13 protein-coding genes, 2 tRNA genes and 1 riboswitch are annotated in these 17,314 nt (G+C 40.8%); of the genes, 5 read left to right on the top strand and 10 right to left on the bottom strand.

Annotation, left to right across the window (positions count from 1 at the left end; translation table 11 throughout):
• The first annotated feature begins 39 nt into the window (after positions 1-39).
• Positions 40-106, top strand: a riboswitch (Fluoride riboswitch).
• A 123-nt stretch (positions 107-229) separates the two neighbouring features.
• Entirely contained in the window at positions 230-610 is a 381-nt protein-coding gene (gene crcB / locus ACB088_RS14260) for a fluoride efflux transporter CrcB (protein WP_199990010.1), read from the top strand.
• Positions 611-1,049: 439 nt separating this feature from the next.
• Here crcB and ACB088_RS14255 read toward each other — a convergent pair whose 3' ends face one another.
• The 3 genes from ACB088_RS14255 to ACB088_RS14245 all read right to left on the bottom strand — a co-directional run bounded on the left by ACB088_RS14255 (position 1,050) and on the right by ACB088_RS14245 (position 3,287).
• Complete coding sequence (locus tag ACB088_RS14255; protein WP_004640939.1) at positions 1,050-1,382, bottom strand: HopJ type III effector protein; 333 nt, start codon at positions 1,380-1,382, stop codon at positions 1,050-1,052.
• A gap of 252 nt (positions 1,383-1,634) precedes the next feature.
• Positions 1,635-1,889 carry a type B 50S ribosomal protein L31 gene (locus tag ACB088_RS14250; RefSeq protein WP_004640941.1) on the bottom strand — a complete coding sequence of 85 codons (255 nt, stop codon included), beginning with the start codon at positions 1,887-1,889 and terminating at the stop codon, positions 1,635-1,637.
• 99 nt (positions 1,890-1,988) lie between these two features.
• On the bottom strand, positions 1,989-3,287 hold the full coding sequence (locus ACB088_RS14245; protein ID WP_004640943.1) for an AarF/ABC1/UbiB kinase family protein: 1,299 nt from the start codon (positions 3,285-3,287) through the stop codon (positions 1,989-1,991).
• A 256-nt stretch (positions 3,288-3,543) separates the two neighbouring features.
• Here ACB088_RS14245 and ACB088_RS14240 point away from each other — a divergent pair, with 256 nt between their 5' ends.
• Both ACB088_RS14240 and ACB088_RS14235 read left to right on the top strand, forming a co-directional pair.
• On the top strand, positions 3,544-4,791 hold the full coding sequence (locus ACB088_RS14240) for an SfnB family sulfur acquisition oxidoreductase (RefSeq protein WP_045434839.1): 1,248 nt from the start codon (positions 3,544-3,546) through the stop codon (positions 4,789-4,791).
• Positions 4,792-4,823: 32 nt separating this feature from the next.
• A complete protein-coding gene (locus tag ACB088_RS14235; RefSeq protein WP_307011965.1) occupies positions 4,824-6,074 on the top strand; it encodes an acyl-CoA dehydrogenase family protein in 1,251 nt (416 codons plus the stop codon).
• 34 nt (positions 6,075-6,108) lie between these two features.
• On the opposite strand, the gene abeM is transcribed toward ACB088_RS14235, so the two are convergent.
• Entirely contained in the window at positions 6,109-7,455 is a 1,347-nt protein-coding gene (abeM, locus tag ACB088_RS14230) for a multidrug efflux MATE transporter AbeM (RefSeq protein ID WP_375037271.1), read from the bottom strand.
• Between the two features lie 32 nt (positions 7,456-7,487).
• Positions 7,488-7,949: a DMT family transporter gene (locus ACB088_RS14225; RefSeq protein WP_005045006.1), complete on the bottom strand. Its 462-nt coding sequence runs from the start codon at positions 7,947-7,949 to the stop codon at positions 7,488-7,490.
• A gap of 116 nt (positions 7,950-8,065) precedes the next feature.
• Here ACB088_RS14225 and hemW point away from each other — a divergent pair, with 116 nt between their 5' ends.
• Positions 8,066-9,220, top strand: a complete 1,155-nt coding sequence (gene hemW / locus ACB088_RS14220; RefSeq protein WP_231762010.1) for a radical SAM family heme chaperone HemW — start codon at positions 8,066-8,068, stop codon at positions 9,218-9,220.
• Positions 9,221-9,265: 45 nt separating this feature from the next.
• Here hemW and ACB088_RS14215 read toward each other — a convergent pair whose 3' ends face one another.
• The gene (locus ACB088_RS14215) at positions 9,266-10,021 is read right to left on the bottom strand and encodes an SDR family oxidoreductase (RefSeq protein ID WP_375037270.1); all 756 of its coding nucleotides are present in this window, start codon (positions 10,019-10,021) and stop codon (positions 9,266-9,268) included.
• 112 nt (positions 10,022-10,133) lie between these two features.
• Between ACB088_RS14215 and ACB088_RS14210 the strand changes: the two genes are divergently transcribed.
• Positions 10,134-11,030, top strand: coding sequence for a LysR family transcriptional regulator (locus ACB088_RS14210; RefSeq protein WP_375037269.1), 897 nt, complete (start codon positions 10,134-10,136; stop codon positions 11,028-11,030).
• Positions 11,031-11,093: 63 nt separating this feature from the next.
• Here ACB088_RS14210 and ACB088_RS14205 read toward each other — a convergent pair.
• The 4 genes from ACB088_RS14205 to ACB088_RS14190 all read right to left on the bottom strand — a co-directional run bounded on the left by ACB088_RS14205 (position 11,094) and on the right by ACB088_RS14190 (position 16,764).
• Positions 11,094-11,169, bottom strand: a tRNA-Lys gene (locus ACB088_RS14205).
• Positions 11,170-11,190: 21 nt separating this feature from the next.
• A tRNA-Lys gene (locus ACB088_RS14200) sits at positions 11,191-11,266 on the bottom strand.
• A 120-nt stretch (positions 11,267-11,386) separates the two neighbouring features.
• Positions 11,387-13,228 (bottom strand): long-chain-acyl-CoA synthetase, encoded by a 1,842-nt coding sequence (locus ACB088_RS14195; protein WP_198079076.1) that lies wholly within the window; start codon positions 13,226-13,228, stop codon positions 11,387-11,389.
• A gap of 191 nt (positions 13,229-13,419) precedes the next feature.
• Entirely contained in the window at positions 13,420-16,764 is a 3,345-nt protein-coding gene (locus tag ACB088_RS14190; RefSeq protein WP_375037268.1) for an Rne/Rng family ribonuclease, read from the bottom strand.
• Positions 16,765-17,314 lie beyond the last annotated feature (550 nt).

Here is a 17,314-nt window from a genome sequence, read left to right as displayed (position 1 = left end):
AAAGTATATTTCAATCAACTTTTAGATGCACTAATATAATCAAAATAGGGAGATGGCATTCTTCCCTTGAAAAACCGCCGTATTGGCTAATGATGCCTACGTTACCCTCATGTATTTATATCGCTGGGTACGTAGGTTATTGCGTACTTTGCTTATTTTGGAGTATGCGATGTCACATTTACCTTCATGCTTTTTTACTCTTTTAGCATCTATCTAAAGGGGTGGCTCTATGTATTACTCTCTAATTTCAATTGCTTTAGGCTCCGTTCTAGGGGCGTGGTTACGTTGGTTTCTAGGCTTAAAACTCAATCCGATCTATCCGCAAATTCCACTAGGTACCGTTACTGTTAACTTGGTCGGTGGGTTTATTATTGGTTTTGCGATTGCCTACTTTGCTCATAGTGATTTAAGTCCGAATTATAAACTTTTTGTGATTACTGGTTTTTGTGGGGCTTTAACTACGTTTTCAACGTTCTCAATTGAGATCGTCACTTTATTGCAAAGTGGTAAGTTAGGAATGGCAATTTTGGGGATTTCTATCCATTTAATTGGGTCGTTAATTTTTACGTGTTTGGGGTTGGCGACTTATTATTGGGTAGCAGGCAACTGAGTATTTGTTTCAGTTGAAATGTTTACTGTGGAGTCTTTTCAATAAGGTTTTATGTCTGGATTAGCCGTCGGCTCGACCTACTTTTGTTTCGGCAAAAGTAGGCAAAACCATTTTCATCAACAGAACCTGTTATCTGTTTACACTTATCAAATATGTCGCAAAAACATTATATTGCTGATTTGAGTCAGGCTGTTGATGACTTCCCGAGTATCAAATAGAAGAGCTTGATCAAATAATTTAAATAACAATTGGAGATTTACTATCGTGACAGACGGCATGGATGCCGTCGTTTTGCTGTGCTACATGGATGTAGCATCAGCGGAACAAAGGATTTTTGTTACTTTTCATCCTTGAAAAGTAAGGTTAGCCTATACAATCCATTATTTGGATATCACTTCCACCTAGGGCAGTGCTAATAATAAGAATTACGACGCTTCTATTATTTTTCAGCTAAAGCCTGACCTTCAAACTTCACACCATCCCAACCATTTTGCATAAATTGACGAATATTTTGATGGTCCGTTCCCTCTGGGGTAGCCAATACAGATGCATAGTGTTCTGCAAATAAACTTAAAGTTTGTGCTTGGTCTAAATCTTGTAATTTGGCAAAAGAGAAAACTTTTGCACTGCCTTGATTTTCAGTAGCAGCGTTATGCTGTGCGCCATTTTGAAAAGCTGTTGGAGTATGTTGGTAGCGTGCTTCAATATGAGCTAAAACGTCTGAAAATTTTGCTGTGCCTGCTTGTAATTGGGCAAGTAACTCTTGTGCCATTATCTTAAACTTCCTATCAAATGAGGGTTTAAGCATAGCATCGAATAGAAGCTTTGAAAGCTTGGCGAATACAAAAAAAATGATGAGTTGTGGAAAAAATAAGAATAGTTTTTACATAAGTTGTGGATAAGTTCTCTTTTATACACAACATAAAAAGATCAAAAAAACGGACATAAAAAAAGAAGCCTAAGTGGAGGAGATAGTCTTAGGCTTCCAATGATTTAAGTGTATTGATCAAACCTTAACGTAAGATTAACTCTTACGATTAAAGCGAGCGAAACGTTTATTAAAGGTTGCAACACGGCCTTCGTTACTTGCTTGACGTACTTCACCTGTGTAGAAAGGGTGTGACGCACTTGAAATATCAAGGGTGACATAAGGATAGACTTGTCCTTGATATTCTTTAGTTTGTTTCGTCTGGAGAGTACTGCCAATTAAGAAGTACACATCTGCATTGGTATCATGAAATAACACTTGTTGATAAGCAGGATGAATATCTTTACGCATGAGAGATTGTCCTAAATTATTTTTGATTAAAGAAATGTTATAACATAACAAATAAAAAGTCAATGTACCCCCTAAAGGTTACACTGACTTAAAATTTAATTAGCTAGATGGCGGGACTAGTTCTTCAAATAAATCACTGAGATTGTCATGTACTTTTAAGTGAATCAGGTTCCAGTAGTGTCCTGAAATGGTTCTATTGACCATCAGCGTATCTGGTGAAGGTTTAAAGACATCCCAATATTTCAAAGATTTTTTCACGAGCAACATGCCATCATGATGTGATGAGTTCTCGGCAAAATCATAAGTGGTATTAAGCGGGCGTAATAATACTTCAATCCATAGCTTATACAGATCACTTGGGAACTTGCCTTTTTCAGCAAGGGAGTGTAGTTCGAGTAGCTCTGTTTCAATCAGATCAATATTTTCATGGCGAGCTGCATTCACTAAACGCTTGAAGTGCTGAACGATTTCATTTGAAAGTGTTTTAACACTGCCGTAGTCATAAATAATTACACTGCCGTCTTGGCGGAAAGCGAAATTTCCAGGGTGAGGATCGCAGTGAAAACGTTTTAAAAAGAACATTTCTTGGCCTAAAGCACGTATTAGGCGGTTTCCAATTGTATTTCGAATTTCGAGTGGCCACGAGCTTGCTGTTTCAATGCTGTCACCTTGTTCGAGACTTAGGGTCAAAATACGTCTTGAAGAGTAATCTTTATAAACAGTCGGAATGATAATTTTGTCATCTAACTGGCTATGGAATGTTTTAAAGACCTCAAGATTTTGAGCCTCAATTTCATAATTGAGCTCTGCTGAAAGACTATCCTGAATTTCTGCAAAAAGCTGATCTTGTAGCTTTTTATCAATTTTAAGTACGCCCATTAAGCGAAGGGCTAAACGTACTTGTTTTAAGTCACTTTCACAGGCTTCATCAACACCCGGATATTGCACTTTAACCACGACTTGTTCGCCGCTAGGCAGAGTAGCTTTGTGAACTTGTCCAATCGATGCAGCAGCAAAAGGTTCACTATCAAAAGATTTAAAAGCCACATTAAGTGGTTTTCCAAGCTCTCGTTCAATTTGCTGTTGAATCGCGGCAAAAGGCATGGCTGGGGCTTGGCGTTGTAACTTTGAAATTGCTTTAGCGACTTCTGGTGGGAAGATATCTTTATATTGCGAAGCAATTTGCCCGACTTTCATGACGGCACCTTTCATTTCTCCTAAGGTGTCGGCAATTTGCAAACCAATATCCTGAAATAATTTGGTTTTTGAAGCCAGCTTTTGTTCTTCATCTGCGGTCAAGTTTCGAATCGAGTTAGAAACGGTTTTCGTTGCAATGCTCGCGGTCATTCCTGCAAGTTTCATAAAACGTTTGCCTGGTGAACTTGCATTCTTTGCCATATCTTCGATACCTCATTGACTACAACATAATATTACCTAGTTTTGATCATAGGTGACAAAGCTTAAAAAGCCTATACGAAATTGTTTATCTCATGTAAGAAAATTTTCGAAAAACAAAATGTTATTTTTATAGTAAAAAATATGAAAAGCTTGTGAAAATCCATTTCATAAACAAAGCTTTAATATCTATAAAGTCTCTATTTTTTTAGTGCTAATGTGAATGACAGGTTAAATAAATATAGAGATAACAAAAGCGATGACAAGTTTAAATTCGGCCCATGGACGATCTCAAGCGGTTCCTTTATCTGTATTTGAGCAGTCGAAAGATGCACATATTATTCGCTCCGATGAAGAGGCAATCCAGATTGCAAAACAACTTGCCCAAGAGTTTGCACAAGAGGCATCCGAGCGAGACAGAGAGCGCCGTTTACCCTTAAATGAAATTCAACAGTTCTCACAAAGTGGCTTATGGGCCATTACAGTTCCTAAGCAGTTTGGTGGTGCACAAGTCAAATATCGAACTTTGGCTGAGGTCATAAAAACCATTGCCAGTGTTGACCCTTCTCTTGCGCAGCTTCCTCAAAATCATTTGGCTTTTATTGAACATTTACGTCTTGATGCAGGCCCAGAACAACAACAGTTCTTCTTTAATTTAGTGTTGAGAGGGATTCGTTTTGGAAATGCCTTTTCGGAAAAACATAGTAAAACGGTTGCTGACCTCACTACAACATTACGAAAGACTGAGCATGGTTATGAAATTAATGGCAAGAAATTCTTTGCAACTGGTGCCTTACTAGCACATTGGATTCCGATTGTCGCGGTGAATGAACAAGGCCAGCCTTATGCAGCACTAGTTCCTCGGGAAACGTCAGGGGTGAATATTATTAATGACTGGTCTGGTTTTGGGCAAAGAACTACGGCCAGTGGCACTGTTGAACTTAATCAGGTTCCAGTACGTGAAGAATACTTAGTTCCGATTTATCAGGCTTTCGAGCGACCAACACCAGCGGGAGCAATTTCACAGTTTATTCAAGCTGCTGTCGATGCAGGTATTGCACGTGGTGCAATTGAAGAAACTATTCACTATGTCAAAAATCATAGCCGCGCATGGGTTGATTCTGGTCTAGAAAAAGCCAGTGATGATCCTTATACGATTGCGAACATTGGTGATTTAAAAATAAAACTGCGTGCAGCAGAAGCCGTATTGGATTTGGCAGGCGATGCGATTGATCAAGCAATTGCCGACACTTCCGAAGAACATGTAAACCAAGCCACCTTACTGGTTGCCGAAGCAAAAGTATTAACCACAGAAGTTGCGATTTTAGCAGCGAATAAGCTTTTTGAATTATCGGGAACACGTTCCACTTTATCTGAGCTTAATCTGGATCGCCATTGGCGTAATGCACGTACCCATACCTTGCATGATCCGGTGCGCTGGAAATATCACATTGTCGGTAACTACTACCTCAATGGAGTACATCCGCCCCGTCATGCATGGAGTTAAATTGAAGAAAAAATAAGATTAGGAGAATAAAGATGACGATTACCCAAATTGAATTAGAAGAACTGTCTGTAGGCGCTGATTATGAAAAGGTAGCGAGTAGATTTCGTCCAGTTTTTGAAAAAATTGCACAAGGCGCAATTCAACGAGAAAAAGAACGAATCTTACCTTTTGAACCTATTCAGTGGTTAAAAGAACTGAAATTAGGTGCGGTACGTGTACCTGTTAAATATGGTGGAGATGGGGTGTCATTACCTCAACTTTTCCAGCTTTTAGCAGAATTGGCGCAAGCAGATTCGAATATTGTGCAAGCTTTGCGTGGACACTTCGCTTTTGTTGAAGACCGCTTAGTTGCACATAAAGAGCATTCACAGGAAGTTTGGTTTCAGCGTTTTGTACAAGGTGATTTAGTCGGGAATGCATGGACCGAAGTTGGAAATGTACAGATCGGTGATGTCGTTACACGAGTAACTAAAGATGCTTCGGGCAACTTGGTGGTGAATGGTGAAAAGTATTATTCAACTGGAAGTATCTTTGCAGACTGGATAGACCTATTTGCTTATGATGAAGTGAATGACCGCCATGTAATTGCTGCTATTTATCGCCATGAAACAGGGGTAAGTGTGATTGATGATTGGGATGGTTTTGGTCAAAAGACAACGGGCAGTGGCACCTTAAAAGTACATCAGGTTCATTTGCCAGCTTCACATCTCATTCCATTTGATCAGCGTTTTAAATATCAAACCGCTTTTTATCAGGTGGTACACCTTGCAACCTTAACCGGGATTGCGCAGGCAGCTGTAGAAACTTTTAGCCAAGAAATTCGTGAGCGAAAACGTATTTTTAGTCATGGTAATGGTGATCTGGTTCGTCACGATCCACAAGTTTTACAAGTGGTGGGTAAAGCCTCTGCTCAAGCCTACGCAAGCCAAGCAATTACTATTAAAACGGCAGAAGCATTACAAAAAGCTTATGAGAGTCACTTTAAAGATTTAGAGGTGAAAGAACATCAGTTTAATGTAGATGCCGAGCTTGAGTCCGCACAAGGGCAAGTAGTGATTTCTAATTTGGTACTGGATTTAACCAGCCAATTATTTAATGCTTTAGGCGCATCGGCAAGTAGTCAGGTCAAGCAACTCGACCGTTTCTGGCGAAATGCCCGAACGGTATCTTCACATAATCCACTTATCTATAAAGAAAAAGTGATTGGAGATTGGGAAGTGAACCGTACTGATTTGCCTTTTGTCTGGCAAATTGGAGCAAGCCCTAGAGCAAAATCTGCATAGTGAAAAAGAGCCGATATTTTATCGGCTCTTTTTATTAGGTTTGGCTTAAGCGTTTGGTGTTGATGTACAACCGCGAAAGTAATAAGACACAGGCAATGCTTAAACCAATAATTAAGCCTAGCCACACACCAGCTACGCCCCAATGGGTATAGCGAGCTAAATAAAGCCCAATAGGAAAAGCAATCACCCAATATGCCATGAGGGTAATCCACATCGGTGCTTGAGTATCTTGCATACCTCTTAAACAGCCTGCGGCACTTACTTGTAACGCATCCATCAACTGATATGCCATTGCAAACCAGAGTAAATACATCGCAACAGGAGCTACGGTTAAGTCTTGAGTATAAATCGAGATAATTTGTTCACGGCCTAGAGCAATAAAAGTCATGGTTAATATGGCAAAAAATATTGCTGTGCTCAAACCAATCTTTTGAACTTGGTACATTGAAGCCCAGTTCTTTTCACCATAATACGTTCCCACACGAATGGTCAGGGCAATCGCAAGTGAAAGCGGAATCATAAACAGCACAGAGGTAACGGAAATTGCCACTTGATGTGCAGCAATAAACACTTCACCAAGTGGGCTAAGTACCAATGCACCTGTACTAAAAATACTAATCTCAAAGAACACAGCTAAACCGATTGGTAGACCAAGCTGTAAAATTCTTTTAACCCAAGCCATATTAATTTTATCAAATCGGCCAAAAATAGACGTGTTTCGATAAGCTGAGGCTTTATAAATATAGCCAGCTAAAGTAATCAGCATTAGCCACTGTAAAATGGATGTTGCAAAACCACAGCCCGCGCTACCTAATGCAGGTATTGGTCCTAATCCATGCATAAAAATCATGTTAAGAGGGATCAATACAACTAAAGCTAACATGCTAATAGCTGTGACAGGGCGTGGATGGCCTAATGCTTCTGAATAGCCACGTAGCGCTGCGTACATGGTCACAGCTGGCATACCCAAACCAATTGCATGCAAGAATAGACTTGCTTTAGGTCGTAAGCTCTCTGGTACACCGAACACATGCAAGAAAAACGGCATAAGCTGCAAAATCAGCATTGCAAGTACACCTAAAATGACGGCAACCCACAATGACTGACGAACAACGACAGGGATCTGCTCTGTATTTCTTGCGCCTTTTGCTTCGGCTACCAAGGGTGTAGTTGCAATCATAATGCCGCTGAACAGGAGCATGATTGGAACCCATAAACCGACCCCTACAGCAATTGCTGCTAAATCGGTTGCAGATAAATGCCCAGCCATAATAGTATCAATTAGTCCAAAGCCTGCTTGAGCAAACTGGGTAATTAAAATCGGTAGCATTAAGTGGAAGAGTTGTTTTAATTCAGACCGAAAAGATGTGACATTCGACACAAAAGGTACTCTTTATAAATATAAAAATGAAGCTAACGCTGCAAAGTGAGTACCACACCGACAAAGATGATGACTCCACCAAGAAACCGTTGCCATGTAACAGGTGTCTTTTCTGTGCCCAACCAACCAAAATGATCAAGTAACATAGAAATAACTATTTGCCCAAAAATGACTAAACCTGAAAAGGTTAAAAAACCAAGTTTAGGTGCAGTATAAATGCTCATGCTAATTGCATAAACCCCAAGAAATCCTCCGGTCCATAGAATCCATGGAATATTTGATATTTCACTTAAAGTTGGCTTTTCAGCACTTTGAAAGAAAACCATGATTGCTAAAACAATAGTTCCTACAAGAAAGGATAAGAGGGCTGCTTGTAAAGGGGTGTGTAATTGTTCTCTCAATTGTGCATTGATGGCGGTTTGAAAAGCCATGGCAATACCGATTCCCAGAGCTAAGGGCAAAAATAGGAAAAATTGGCTAGAAAATTTCATCATTTTTATCAGTATTTAAGTATGTTTAAAAACAGTCTAAAGCAATTAAGGTATGTTTTCATAAGCCCATTGATGCAGTCATGTTAAAATAGAAATATTGTGTAAATTGGACCTGTTCCTTGGCTGTATTAAACCCTGCTTCTATCCCTTTATCTTTGTATATCCACATGCCTTGGTGTGTGCGTAAATGTCCATATTGTGACTTTAACTCGCATGCCGTACCCGACGGTGCACTTTCTTCAGAACTCGAGCAAACCTATTTAAAAGCGTTGGTAGCCGACTTTGAAACTCAACTAGAGATGGCACAGGGGCGTTCGATTCACAGTGTGTTTATTGGTGGTGGAACACCTTCACTGATTTCGGCACAGGGTTATGTGTGGTTATTTGCAGAGCTTAAGTCATTGCTTAAGTTTGAAGATGGCTGTGAAATTACCTTAGAGGCAAATCCAGGAACGGTAGAGCATGACCCGTTTGCAGGATATTTAGAGGCAGGCATTAACCGTTTGTCTATTGGAGTCCAGAGCTTTGATACCAATCATTTGCAAAAGCTTGGACGTATTCATTCTGCAAATAATGCAATTGAAGCGATTCAACAAGCAAAACAGGCTGGCTTTAAGCGAGTGAATGTAGACTTAATGCATGGTTTACCTGAGCAAACGCTAGAACAGGCGCTTTACGATCTACAGTTAGCTGTAGAAAGTGGCGCAACACATATTAGTTGGTATCAACTCACCATTGAACCTAATACCGTTTTCTTTCGTACCCAACCCGTTCTACCGCAAGATGAAATGCTTGAAGATATTCAAGAGCAGGGTGAAGCATATCTTAAGGCAAATGGTTTTATAAATTATGAAGTTTCGGCATGGCGTAAAGAGCTGCCTTCAACACACAACTTAAATTATTGGGAATTTGGCGATTATCTTGCGATTGGTGCGGGTGCACATGGCAAAGTGACACGACCAGATGGTGTGTACCGTTTCCAAAAGACGCGTTTGCCAAAAGACTATTTAGCTAAGGTTCCTGCTGAACATTTGCAAATGAAAAAGATTGAGGCAGAAGAGCTACCATTTGAGTTTATGATGAATGCTTTGCGTTTAAATGATGGTGTCAAAGCTGAGTTATATGAACAGCGTACAGGTTTAAGCTTGGATGGCCTAAATGATGTACTCACTTCTCTACGAGCTAGAAAACTACTGGTAGATGATGTTTCCCGTTTAGCCTGTACAGAGCAAGGCCATATTTTTTTAAACTCAGTGCTTGAAGAGTTTTTATAATTAAACAAACTAAAAGCCGCGTCGTCAGATGCGGCTTTTTTTATTTTAGCGAGTGGTATAACCACCATTTGCAAAAATAGTTTGACCCGTAATCCACCAACCATCGGTCACCAAAAAGCGAACTAATGGCTCAATATCTTCAATTTTAGTAAGCCCACCTAAAGCTGAAGCTGATTTATGATAAGCCACTGCTTCGGCAGATTCCTGACCATAAAAGAACGGTGTATCCATGGGTCCAGGTGCAACAGCAGTCACAGAAATGTGACGGTCTCCAAATTCTTTTGATGCAGCTCGGGTGTAATGCTCAACAGGCGCTTTTAAGCCTTCATAGGTTGAGTACAGCCCAGTGTAGGCTGCAAGAAGCGAAGTAACGATTGAGCAGATTTTTCCGCCGTCATTTAAATGCCGACCAGCCGACTGAATAAAGAAATAGGCAATTTTGGAGTTGATATCGCTCATGCTATCAAACTCTTGTTCTGTGGTTTCCAAGAAGGATTTTTTCAAAACCTTTCCAACCGTATTAATCGCAATATCAATTCCACCAAAATGCTGTTTGGTGTCGATAAAGAGTCTTTCGATATTATCAATATGCGTTAAGTCTGCCTGAATTAAAACGGCATCTACACCTAAAGCTGTTACATCTGCGAGCGTTTGCTCTGCATCAGCTTGAGTTTCAGCGCTGTTGTAGTGAATTGCGATTTTTGCACCTTGTTCTGCAAATTTACGGCTAATGAGTCCACCTAAGTTTTTTGCACCGCCTGTAATCAGTACAACTTTATCTTTAAGAGTATGAGTTGCCATGATGATTGTTCCTATGATGACTTGTTCTAATGTATTTTTAGTCTAGATTGGCGGTAATTTTTGATCAATTATGCTAGTTTGGTTTAACTATTCAGAAAATACGAACAATTAAATGGATCGGTTGCAGCAGTTTTTTATTTTTGCAGAAGTTGCTAAACGACAAAGCTTTAGTGAAGTGGCAAATCAGCTCGATTTACCTCGCTCGACAGTGACGAGTGCAATTCAACAGTTGGAAACTCACTATGGTGTTCGGCTATTTCATCGCACCACCCGTAAAGTAAGTCTTACGCAAGATGGGCAAAGGATATTGCCCGAATGTCAAAATCTACTATTTGACTATGAACAGCTTGAGCAACTCATACAGACGCAAAAGCAGCATTACCGTGGCACATTAAAAGTTTCAATGCCCAGCCGAATCGTGCACCAAGTCATTATTCCTGAACTTCCCAATTTTTATAGCCGCTATCCAGATATCCATTTACAACTGAATAGCTCAGATGACATTACTGACTTGATCGAGAAAGGGATTGATTGCGTTGTTCGGGTGGGGCAGCTAGACAACAGTAGTTTGATCGCGAAGTTTGTTGGCAACTTGATTATGGTGAACTGTGCAAGTCCCGATTATCTGGAACATTATGGTATTCCTGAACAATTAGAACATCTATCTCAGCACAAACTCATTAACTACGCAGGAGCGGTAGGGGAAAAACAAGGCGTATTTTTATATCAAGATGGAACAGTGATGATGGACAGTGCTTTAAGTGTAAATAATACCGAAGCCTATATTACTGCGGCTTGTGCGGGCTTAGGGATTATTCAACTACCTTACTATGATGTTCAGGATAAAATTGAGCAAGGAACTCTGGTTGAAGTGCTAAGTGCATATACTGCTCAATCTTTGCCACTTAATATTTTATATCCGAACCGAAGTTATATTCCTAAACGGTTAGAAATTTTTATGGAATGGGTTAAAGATGTTCTATATAAGAAATGCATCGTCATCTTTTAGTCATGAAACTAAAATACGATAACAATAAAAAAAGCCTCTCGCAGTGAGAGGCTTTTTAGAATTTGGTGGGTCGTCCGCGATTCGAACGCGGGACCAACGGATTAAAAGTCCGCTGCTCTACCAGCTGAGCTAACGACCCAAATAGGTCAAAACAGATAAGTGGTGGGTCGTCCGCGACTCGAACGCGGGACCAACGGATTAAAAGTCCGCTGCTCTACCAACTGAGCTAACGACCCGTATCGTTTTGATGTCGCGTATTTTAGCAAGTTATTCAACTAACACAAGAGGTAAATCAAAAACATTTGCATGATTGCCTATAAAAAGCACGATTTCCTCTTGTTTAGCTAAAAAATGAACTAAAAACGGTATTTATATGCCTGAATATTGTCAAAAATTTCAGTTGTGACGTCACAATAACTGTTCGCACCAGGTAATAACGCGAGTAAACGTTCAGAAGTTTTGCCTGGATTAAACGAATCTTCCTTCAATTTATTCTTTTGATATTTAAAAGTACCTGTTGTTTCAACTTTAGCTTGCACACGTAAAAACACGGGTACTGCGTAAGCCGGTAGGCATTTTTTAAATATCGTTACCATTTCTGTTAAATCAGACTCATTTAACTCGGCCCCATCAGCAAGTGTGATTGCTGCCATACCAGCACGACCATTGGTATTTGGAATTTCTACACCATAGACCACTGCTTCAGCGATCTTGTCGTATTCACAAACCATGTTCTCAACTTCAGTCGTAGATACATTTTCGCCTTTCCAGCGGAAAGTATCTCCTAAACGGTCAACAAACTGGGCATGACGGAAACCAATATTACGAACAAGGTCACCTGTGTTGAAATATGAATCACCTTTTTTAAAGACATCTTTCATAATCACAGATTTATTCTTTTCTGGGTCTGTATAGCCGTCAAAAGGCGAGCGACTGGTAATTTTACCAACGAGCAAACCGATTTCACCTGCTTTAACTTTTTTACACCAACCATTTTTATCGCGTACAGGTTCGTTTTTCTCTTTATCAAACTCAATAATCGCGTATGGCGTAGGAGAGAAGCCCACTGTGTTGTCAAAGTTAAAAATATTACTAAACCCGACATTGCCCTCACTTGATGCATAAAGCTCAAGAACTTCTTGGACACCAAAACGTTGTTTGAACTTATCCCAGATGTTTGGACGCATGCCATTACCAATCATTTTGGTTACACGGTGGGCACGGTCAATTTCTGTAGTAGGGGCGTCCATTAGGTAGCGGCAAAGTTCTCCTACGTATCCAATTGCAGATGCATTAAATTTCTGAACATCTTTCCAGAACGCACTGGTTGAATATTTACGTCGGATTGCAAGGGTAGAACTTCCAGCAATCACCCCACACCAGCAAACTACGACACCCGTTGCATGGTAAAGCGGTAAAGTTACATACATCACATCATCTGGACCAAGGTTTAAAATGTGACCATAGGTGCCATATGCGAGCGTCCAGCGACTGTGTTTGAAAATAACAGCCTTTGGTAAGCCTGTAGTTCCCGAGGTATAAATATAAAACAGGCCATCATTTCCATGAACCGACTGCGTAGTCGATGGGTTAAATTTTGGAAATTGATCAATTTCTATTGCAAGATTGGCATAACCTTGAGGTGCTGTTCCCGCATCTTGACGTGTAGCCTGATCTGCAAACCAATGGAAACGGTCTTTAGGAACATTTAGGTCCTGACGAATTTCATCAATTACTGCGCGAACTTCTTCACCTGCAATGACGGCAATTGGTTTGACAAGATTGATACTATGAGCGAGGACTTTACCTACTTGAGAGGTATTAACAAGCGCAATAGTTACCCCAATTTTAGCTAAGCCTACAATAGTGGCAATAAGTTCAGAACGGTTCTCAACCATTACTGCAATCACGTCACCTTTACGTGCACCGAGAGAGAGATAGTAATGAGAAATCTGGTTAGCCCATTCGTTTAAAGCTTCATATGAGTAACTTTGATCTTCAAATAATAACGCAATACCTTGCGGATTTCGTTTAACAGCTTTTTCAAAAGCTACACCTAATCCCGTTGGTGTATTTGCTGTTCTTAAGTAAGCCTGTTTAAGACCATTCAGGATATGGGGTACTTTGGGGATGAAGCTAGGAAGTCTTGTTGCAACATCACCAAGCGTAATGATATCGGTCTGTGTTGTCTGGCTCATATCAATCCTATTTATTTTTCGATCAATCCAAAAAAGGTTGCGTTGGCAAAAGTACAGTGTTTTTCATGGTTCACCATGCTTTTAAAACTTTTCTTCTAGTGCAATCAACCTAATTGGTTAAAAATAACAAAAAAAACCTAGTCATCGAAATGACTAGGTTTGTTTAAATTAGCTGCAATTGAGCAAATGATTTACTCAGCTACAGGATTTGCTTTCTTTGGTGGACGACCACGAGGACGACGAGGAGGACGATTTGGTTTGTCCAGATCTGCCTTAGAATCTTCTGATTCAGCCTCTGCATTAGCTTCTACGGGTGCTACAGCTTGTTCAGTGGCTGCTTTGGCTTTTGCTCTCGGTTGTTTCACAGCCGGAGCTTCAACCACCGTTGTCGCTGGTGCTTCTTCTGCGTTTGTTTCACTTTGCGCTACTTCAGTCACCTGATCAAGCTCAAGCGGTTGTTGTTTTGACTCAACAGGTGCTTGCGTTTCAGCAACAGGAGCAACAACAGTTTCTTCAACAACCGGAGCTACAGGAGCAGCTTCTTCTGGTGCAGAGTGTTGTTGTTTAACTTGCTCAAAAGCTTGTTCAGCAGCAAGTTTTGCTAAACGACGACGTTCACGTGGATCATTAGCAACACGTGGTGTCGACTCTTTTTGTGGCGTCAATGCAAGTACAGGCGCAGGCTCTGCTTCTTGTGATGGTTTGTTGCTTGGAAGCTCTGCATCACGAGTAACAGGCTTCTTGTCTTCAGCATCAGACGCGACTTCTGTTACTAGAGTACTTGCGTACTGTTCTGCAAATTTTAGCAATGCACGATTAAACGTTGGAACTAAACCAAACTGTTCAATCAATACTGTGCAGTCTTCACCATAAACATGACGAATCAAGCTACCAATTGTGTATTGCGCCAAAGTTGGAATTTGCGATGGGGCAATAGACGGTACCGCAGCTTTAGCACGTTTTGCGTTGCGTTGTTCACGGCGACGCATACGAGGATCATTACTCGCACGTTGAATTTGCGGTTGATTCTTGTTGTGTGCTGAAGGAGGAGTAGTTTCTTCTGCTTCAGCAGTTACAGCCTCTTCTACAACAGCAACAGGTGCTGGAGCTGACTCTTGAACGACTTCAACAACAGGTGCTATTTCAGTACGTTTAACAGGCTGCTCAGGAGTTAAAGCGATAATTTCGCTTTGTGCCTGATCAACATTGATCACTAAGGCTGTATTCATGACTTCATGCTTTGGAGCATCAATCAAATCAACCTTAATTTGTTTCTCATCAACAACTACTGGTGTCGGCGCATTTTGATTTTCATTTAATACGCTTGGATCGCGGTGACGATTTGGACGGTTCGGACGTTGTTGATTGTTACGGTCACGACGCGGCACGGCATTTTCAGTTTGTTGTCCATCATTTTGATGTTGTGGATGTGGCTGATCAGGGTGCGGACGTTTTTGTTGACGTTTTAACTCACGTTGTTCTTGACGTGATAACTGTACAACTTCTTCATGAACCTGTTGTGGTTGTTGCTGCTGTTGTTGTGGCTCTTGAGTATGGTGATGTTGTTCACGTTGCTCTTTGTGCTTACGTTTTTTGTTGTTTGGACGTTGTTGTACTTTCTCGTCTTTTTCAACATTCTCACGAACTTCCTGTTTAGCAGGAGATTGCGAAATATAAGCATTGTTAGATGGTGCAGAAACAACTTCAGCAACTGCTGGTACTACGACTTGTCCAAACTGGCCACGGCTTACAGCGCCAGTATTCACCATTTGTTCAATTGTCGCAGCAGCATTTTGTGCCGAACGAGATTGGTCAACAGTTTTAGCTTGTTTTTGAACAAAAAGGTTCTCTAACCATGCACAAGGGCTCGCTGCTTTTTGAGTGCTTGGTTGAGCAGCAGAAGGTTGAGCTGGTTGATTTACTTTCTTTTGACCGGCTGTGTTGTTTGCAGCAGGAGCTGCATGAGTATGGCCATGATCTGCTTCTTCTAAATGCCATTCAGAAGATTCATAACCTAACTCTTTCTCGCTTGAACGAGTTGCTTCAGTACGTTCGTAGCTAGATGGTGCAAATCCATCTGGATTGTACTGAATTTCATAATGAGGTGTTTCTAAGTGTGGGTGAGGTAAAATAGTCACACGAACACTAGAAGTTTGTTCTAAATAAACAAGGCTATGGCGTTTTTCATTGAGTAAGAACGCTGCAATTTCAACAGGAACTTCTACTTGTACTTCACCATGACGTTCACGAAGTGCAATTTCTTCTACTTTACGCATAATTGAAAGCGAAAGTGAGCGTAAGTCACGGACCATACCTGTGCCATGACAGCGTGGGCAAACATATCCAGTTGCTTCTTCAAGTGATGGACGTAAACGTTGACGGCTCATTTCCATTAAGCCAAAACGAGATAATTGGCCAAACTGGATGCGTGCACGGTCGCTTTGTGTTGCTTCACGAAGTTTTGCTTCAACCATGCGTTGGTTGCGTTCTTTAGTCATGTCAATAAAGTCGATCACAACTAAACCGCCAATGTCACGAAGACGAAGTTGGCGAGCAATTTCTTCTGCTGCTTCTAGGTTTGTATTAAGCGCAGTTTCTTCAACGTCATGTCCACGAGTCGATTTCGCAGAGTTAATGTCGATTGAAACTAAAGCTTCAGTCTGGTCAATTACGATTGAACCACCAGAAGGAAGTTTTACTTCACGCTCGTAAGCAGTTTGAATTTGGCTTTCAATACCAAAATGAGCAAACAATGGCTCGTTTAAAGTATAAGTTTTGAGTTTGTCTAATTGACGAGGCATTACTGCTTTAACAAAGTTATAAGCTTCGTTATAAGCCTGTTCGCTATCAATTAAAATTTCTGCAACGTCATCACGTAAGTAATCACGGATAGCACGAGTCACTACACCAGCTTCTTGGTGAACAAGCATTGGAGACGGGCCAGAACTTGCTGTGCCTTGGATTTGTGCCCAAAGGTCGAGCAAATGCTGTAAATCTAACTGTAATTCTTCTTGAGTACGGCCAATACCTGCGGTACGCACAATAACACTCATGCCGCGAGGTAAATTTAAAGAAGCTAAAATTTCTTTTAATTCTTCACGTACAGAACCTGAAATTTGACGGCTAATGCCACCGCCTTTCGGGTTGTTTGGCATAAGAACCAAATAACGTCCTGCAAGTGAAATGAATGTAGAAAGGGCAGCGCCTTTGTTACCACGTTCTTCTTTTTCAACCTGAACAAGTAATTCAGTACCTTCAGTGATGAGTTCACGAATGTTTGAAGTTTGTCGTGGGTCTGCTTGGAAATAGCTGTTCGCAATTTCACGCATAGACAAGAAGCCTTGACGGCCTGCGCCATATTCAACAAACACAGCTTCTAAAGAAGGTTCTACGCGGGTTACATGGCCTTTATAGATATTGGATTTTTTCTGTTCTCGGGTACGATTTTCTAAATCAAAATCGTAAAGACGATTACCAGTGATAAGTGCAACGCGGACTTCTTCTGCGTGAGTTGCATTAATCAACATACGTTTCATGGGTGTGACACCTAATAGTGACCCACACAAACATATCGCACAAACTTAAAGGTTCTGAACGAACATCGAACATGACGGATCATTTCCCAGATCTCAAAATATTTGTGGTCTGAGTCATCTGTTACCGGCTACATTTAGCCTGAACTTCGATTCTCGTCTGTGATGTAGGCAATACTGCTTCAACCTTTAAATCGGACTTCCTTAGTGCTTCACTGGCGGGTGAGCGGTACATTGGTTAATGACTTTCACTGTCATTGAGCGCGAAGTGACTTCTTTTTAGAAGTTTGATACGGAATGTTCATCGTATCGGTGCTTTCGGCAGTTCCAATGCATCAACGCTTTAGCCTGAAGGCAACATTAAGGAGCGATTTGTCTGATGTGTATCAGTTTACGTTCCATAACCAACTAGAGTTGGTAACATATTTTTTTGAACAAACTGAATTAAACGCAACAGTTTGTCATTTTGCCGATATAATAAGCCTTCGGCGTCGGCATAATTCTTTAGGACCTATCCGAGCTGATGGTGAAAGCATCATTTTGATTGAGGTTT

Origin of the sequence: Acinetobacter sp. RW6 (genome assembly GCF_041956835.1) — a bacterium.
Classification (GTDB): domain Bacteria; phylum Pseudomonadota; class Gammaproteobacteria; order Pseudomonadales; family Moraxellaceae; genus Acinetobacter; species Acinetobacter calcoaceticus.
The sequence above is the reverse complement of the archived record's forward strand: the minus strand, read 5'-3'. Positions and strand labels throughout refer to the sequence as shown.

Coding starts and splice junctions, on each gene's coding strand:
- crcB (WP_199990010.1), top strand. CDS start 230: ATGTATTACTCTCTAATTTCAATTGCTTTAGGCTCCGTTCTAGGGGCG.
- ACB088_RS14255 (WP_004640939.1), bottom strand. CDS start 1,382: ATGGCACAAGAGTTACTTGCCCAATTACAAGCAGGCACAGCAAAATTT.
- ACB088_RS14250 (WP_004640941.1), bottom strand. CDS start 1,889: ATGCGTAAAGATATTCATCCTGCTTATCAACAAGTGTTATTTCATGAT.
- ACB088_RS14245 (WP_004640943.1), bottom strand. CDS start 3,287: ATGGCAAAGAATGCAAGTTCACCAGGCAAACGTTTTATGAAACTTGCA.
- ACB088_RS14240 (WP_045434839.1), top strand. CDS start 3,544: ATGACAAGTTTAAATTCGGCCCATGGACGATCTCAAGCGGTTCCTTTA.
- ACB088_RS14235 (WP_307011965.1), top strand. CDS start 4,824: ATGACGATTACCCAAATTGAATTAGAAGAACTGTCTGTAGGCGCTGAT.
- ACB088_RS14225 (WP_005045006.1), bottom strand. CDS start 7,949: ATGATGAAATTTTCTAGCCAATTTTTCCTATTTTTGCCCTTAGCTCTG.
- ACB088_RS14215 (WP_375037270.1), bottom strand. CDS start 10,021: ATGGCAACTCATACTCTTAAAGATAAAGTTGTACTGATTACAGGCGGT.
- ACB088_RS14210 (WP_375037269.1), top strand. CDS start 10,134: ATGGATCGGTTGCAGCAGTTTTTTATTTTTGCAGAAGTTGCTAAACGA.
- ACB088_RS14195 (WP_198079076.1), bottom strand. CDS start 13,228: ATGAGCCAGACAACACAGACCGATATCATTACGCTTGGTGATGTTGCA.
- ACB088_RS14190 (WP_375037268.1), bottom strand. CDS start 16,764: ATGAAACGTATGTTGATTAATGCAACTCACGCAGAAGAAGTCCGCGTT.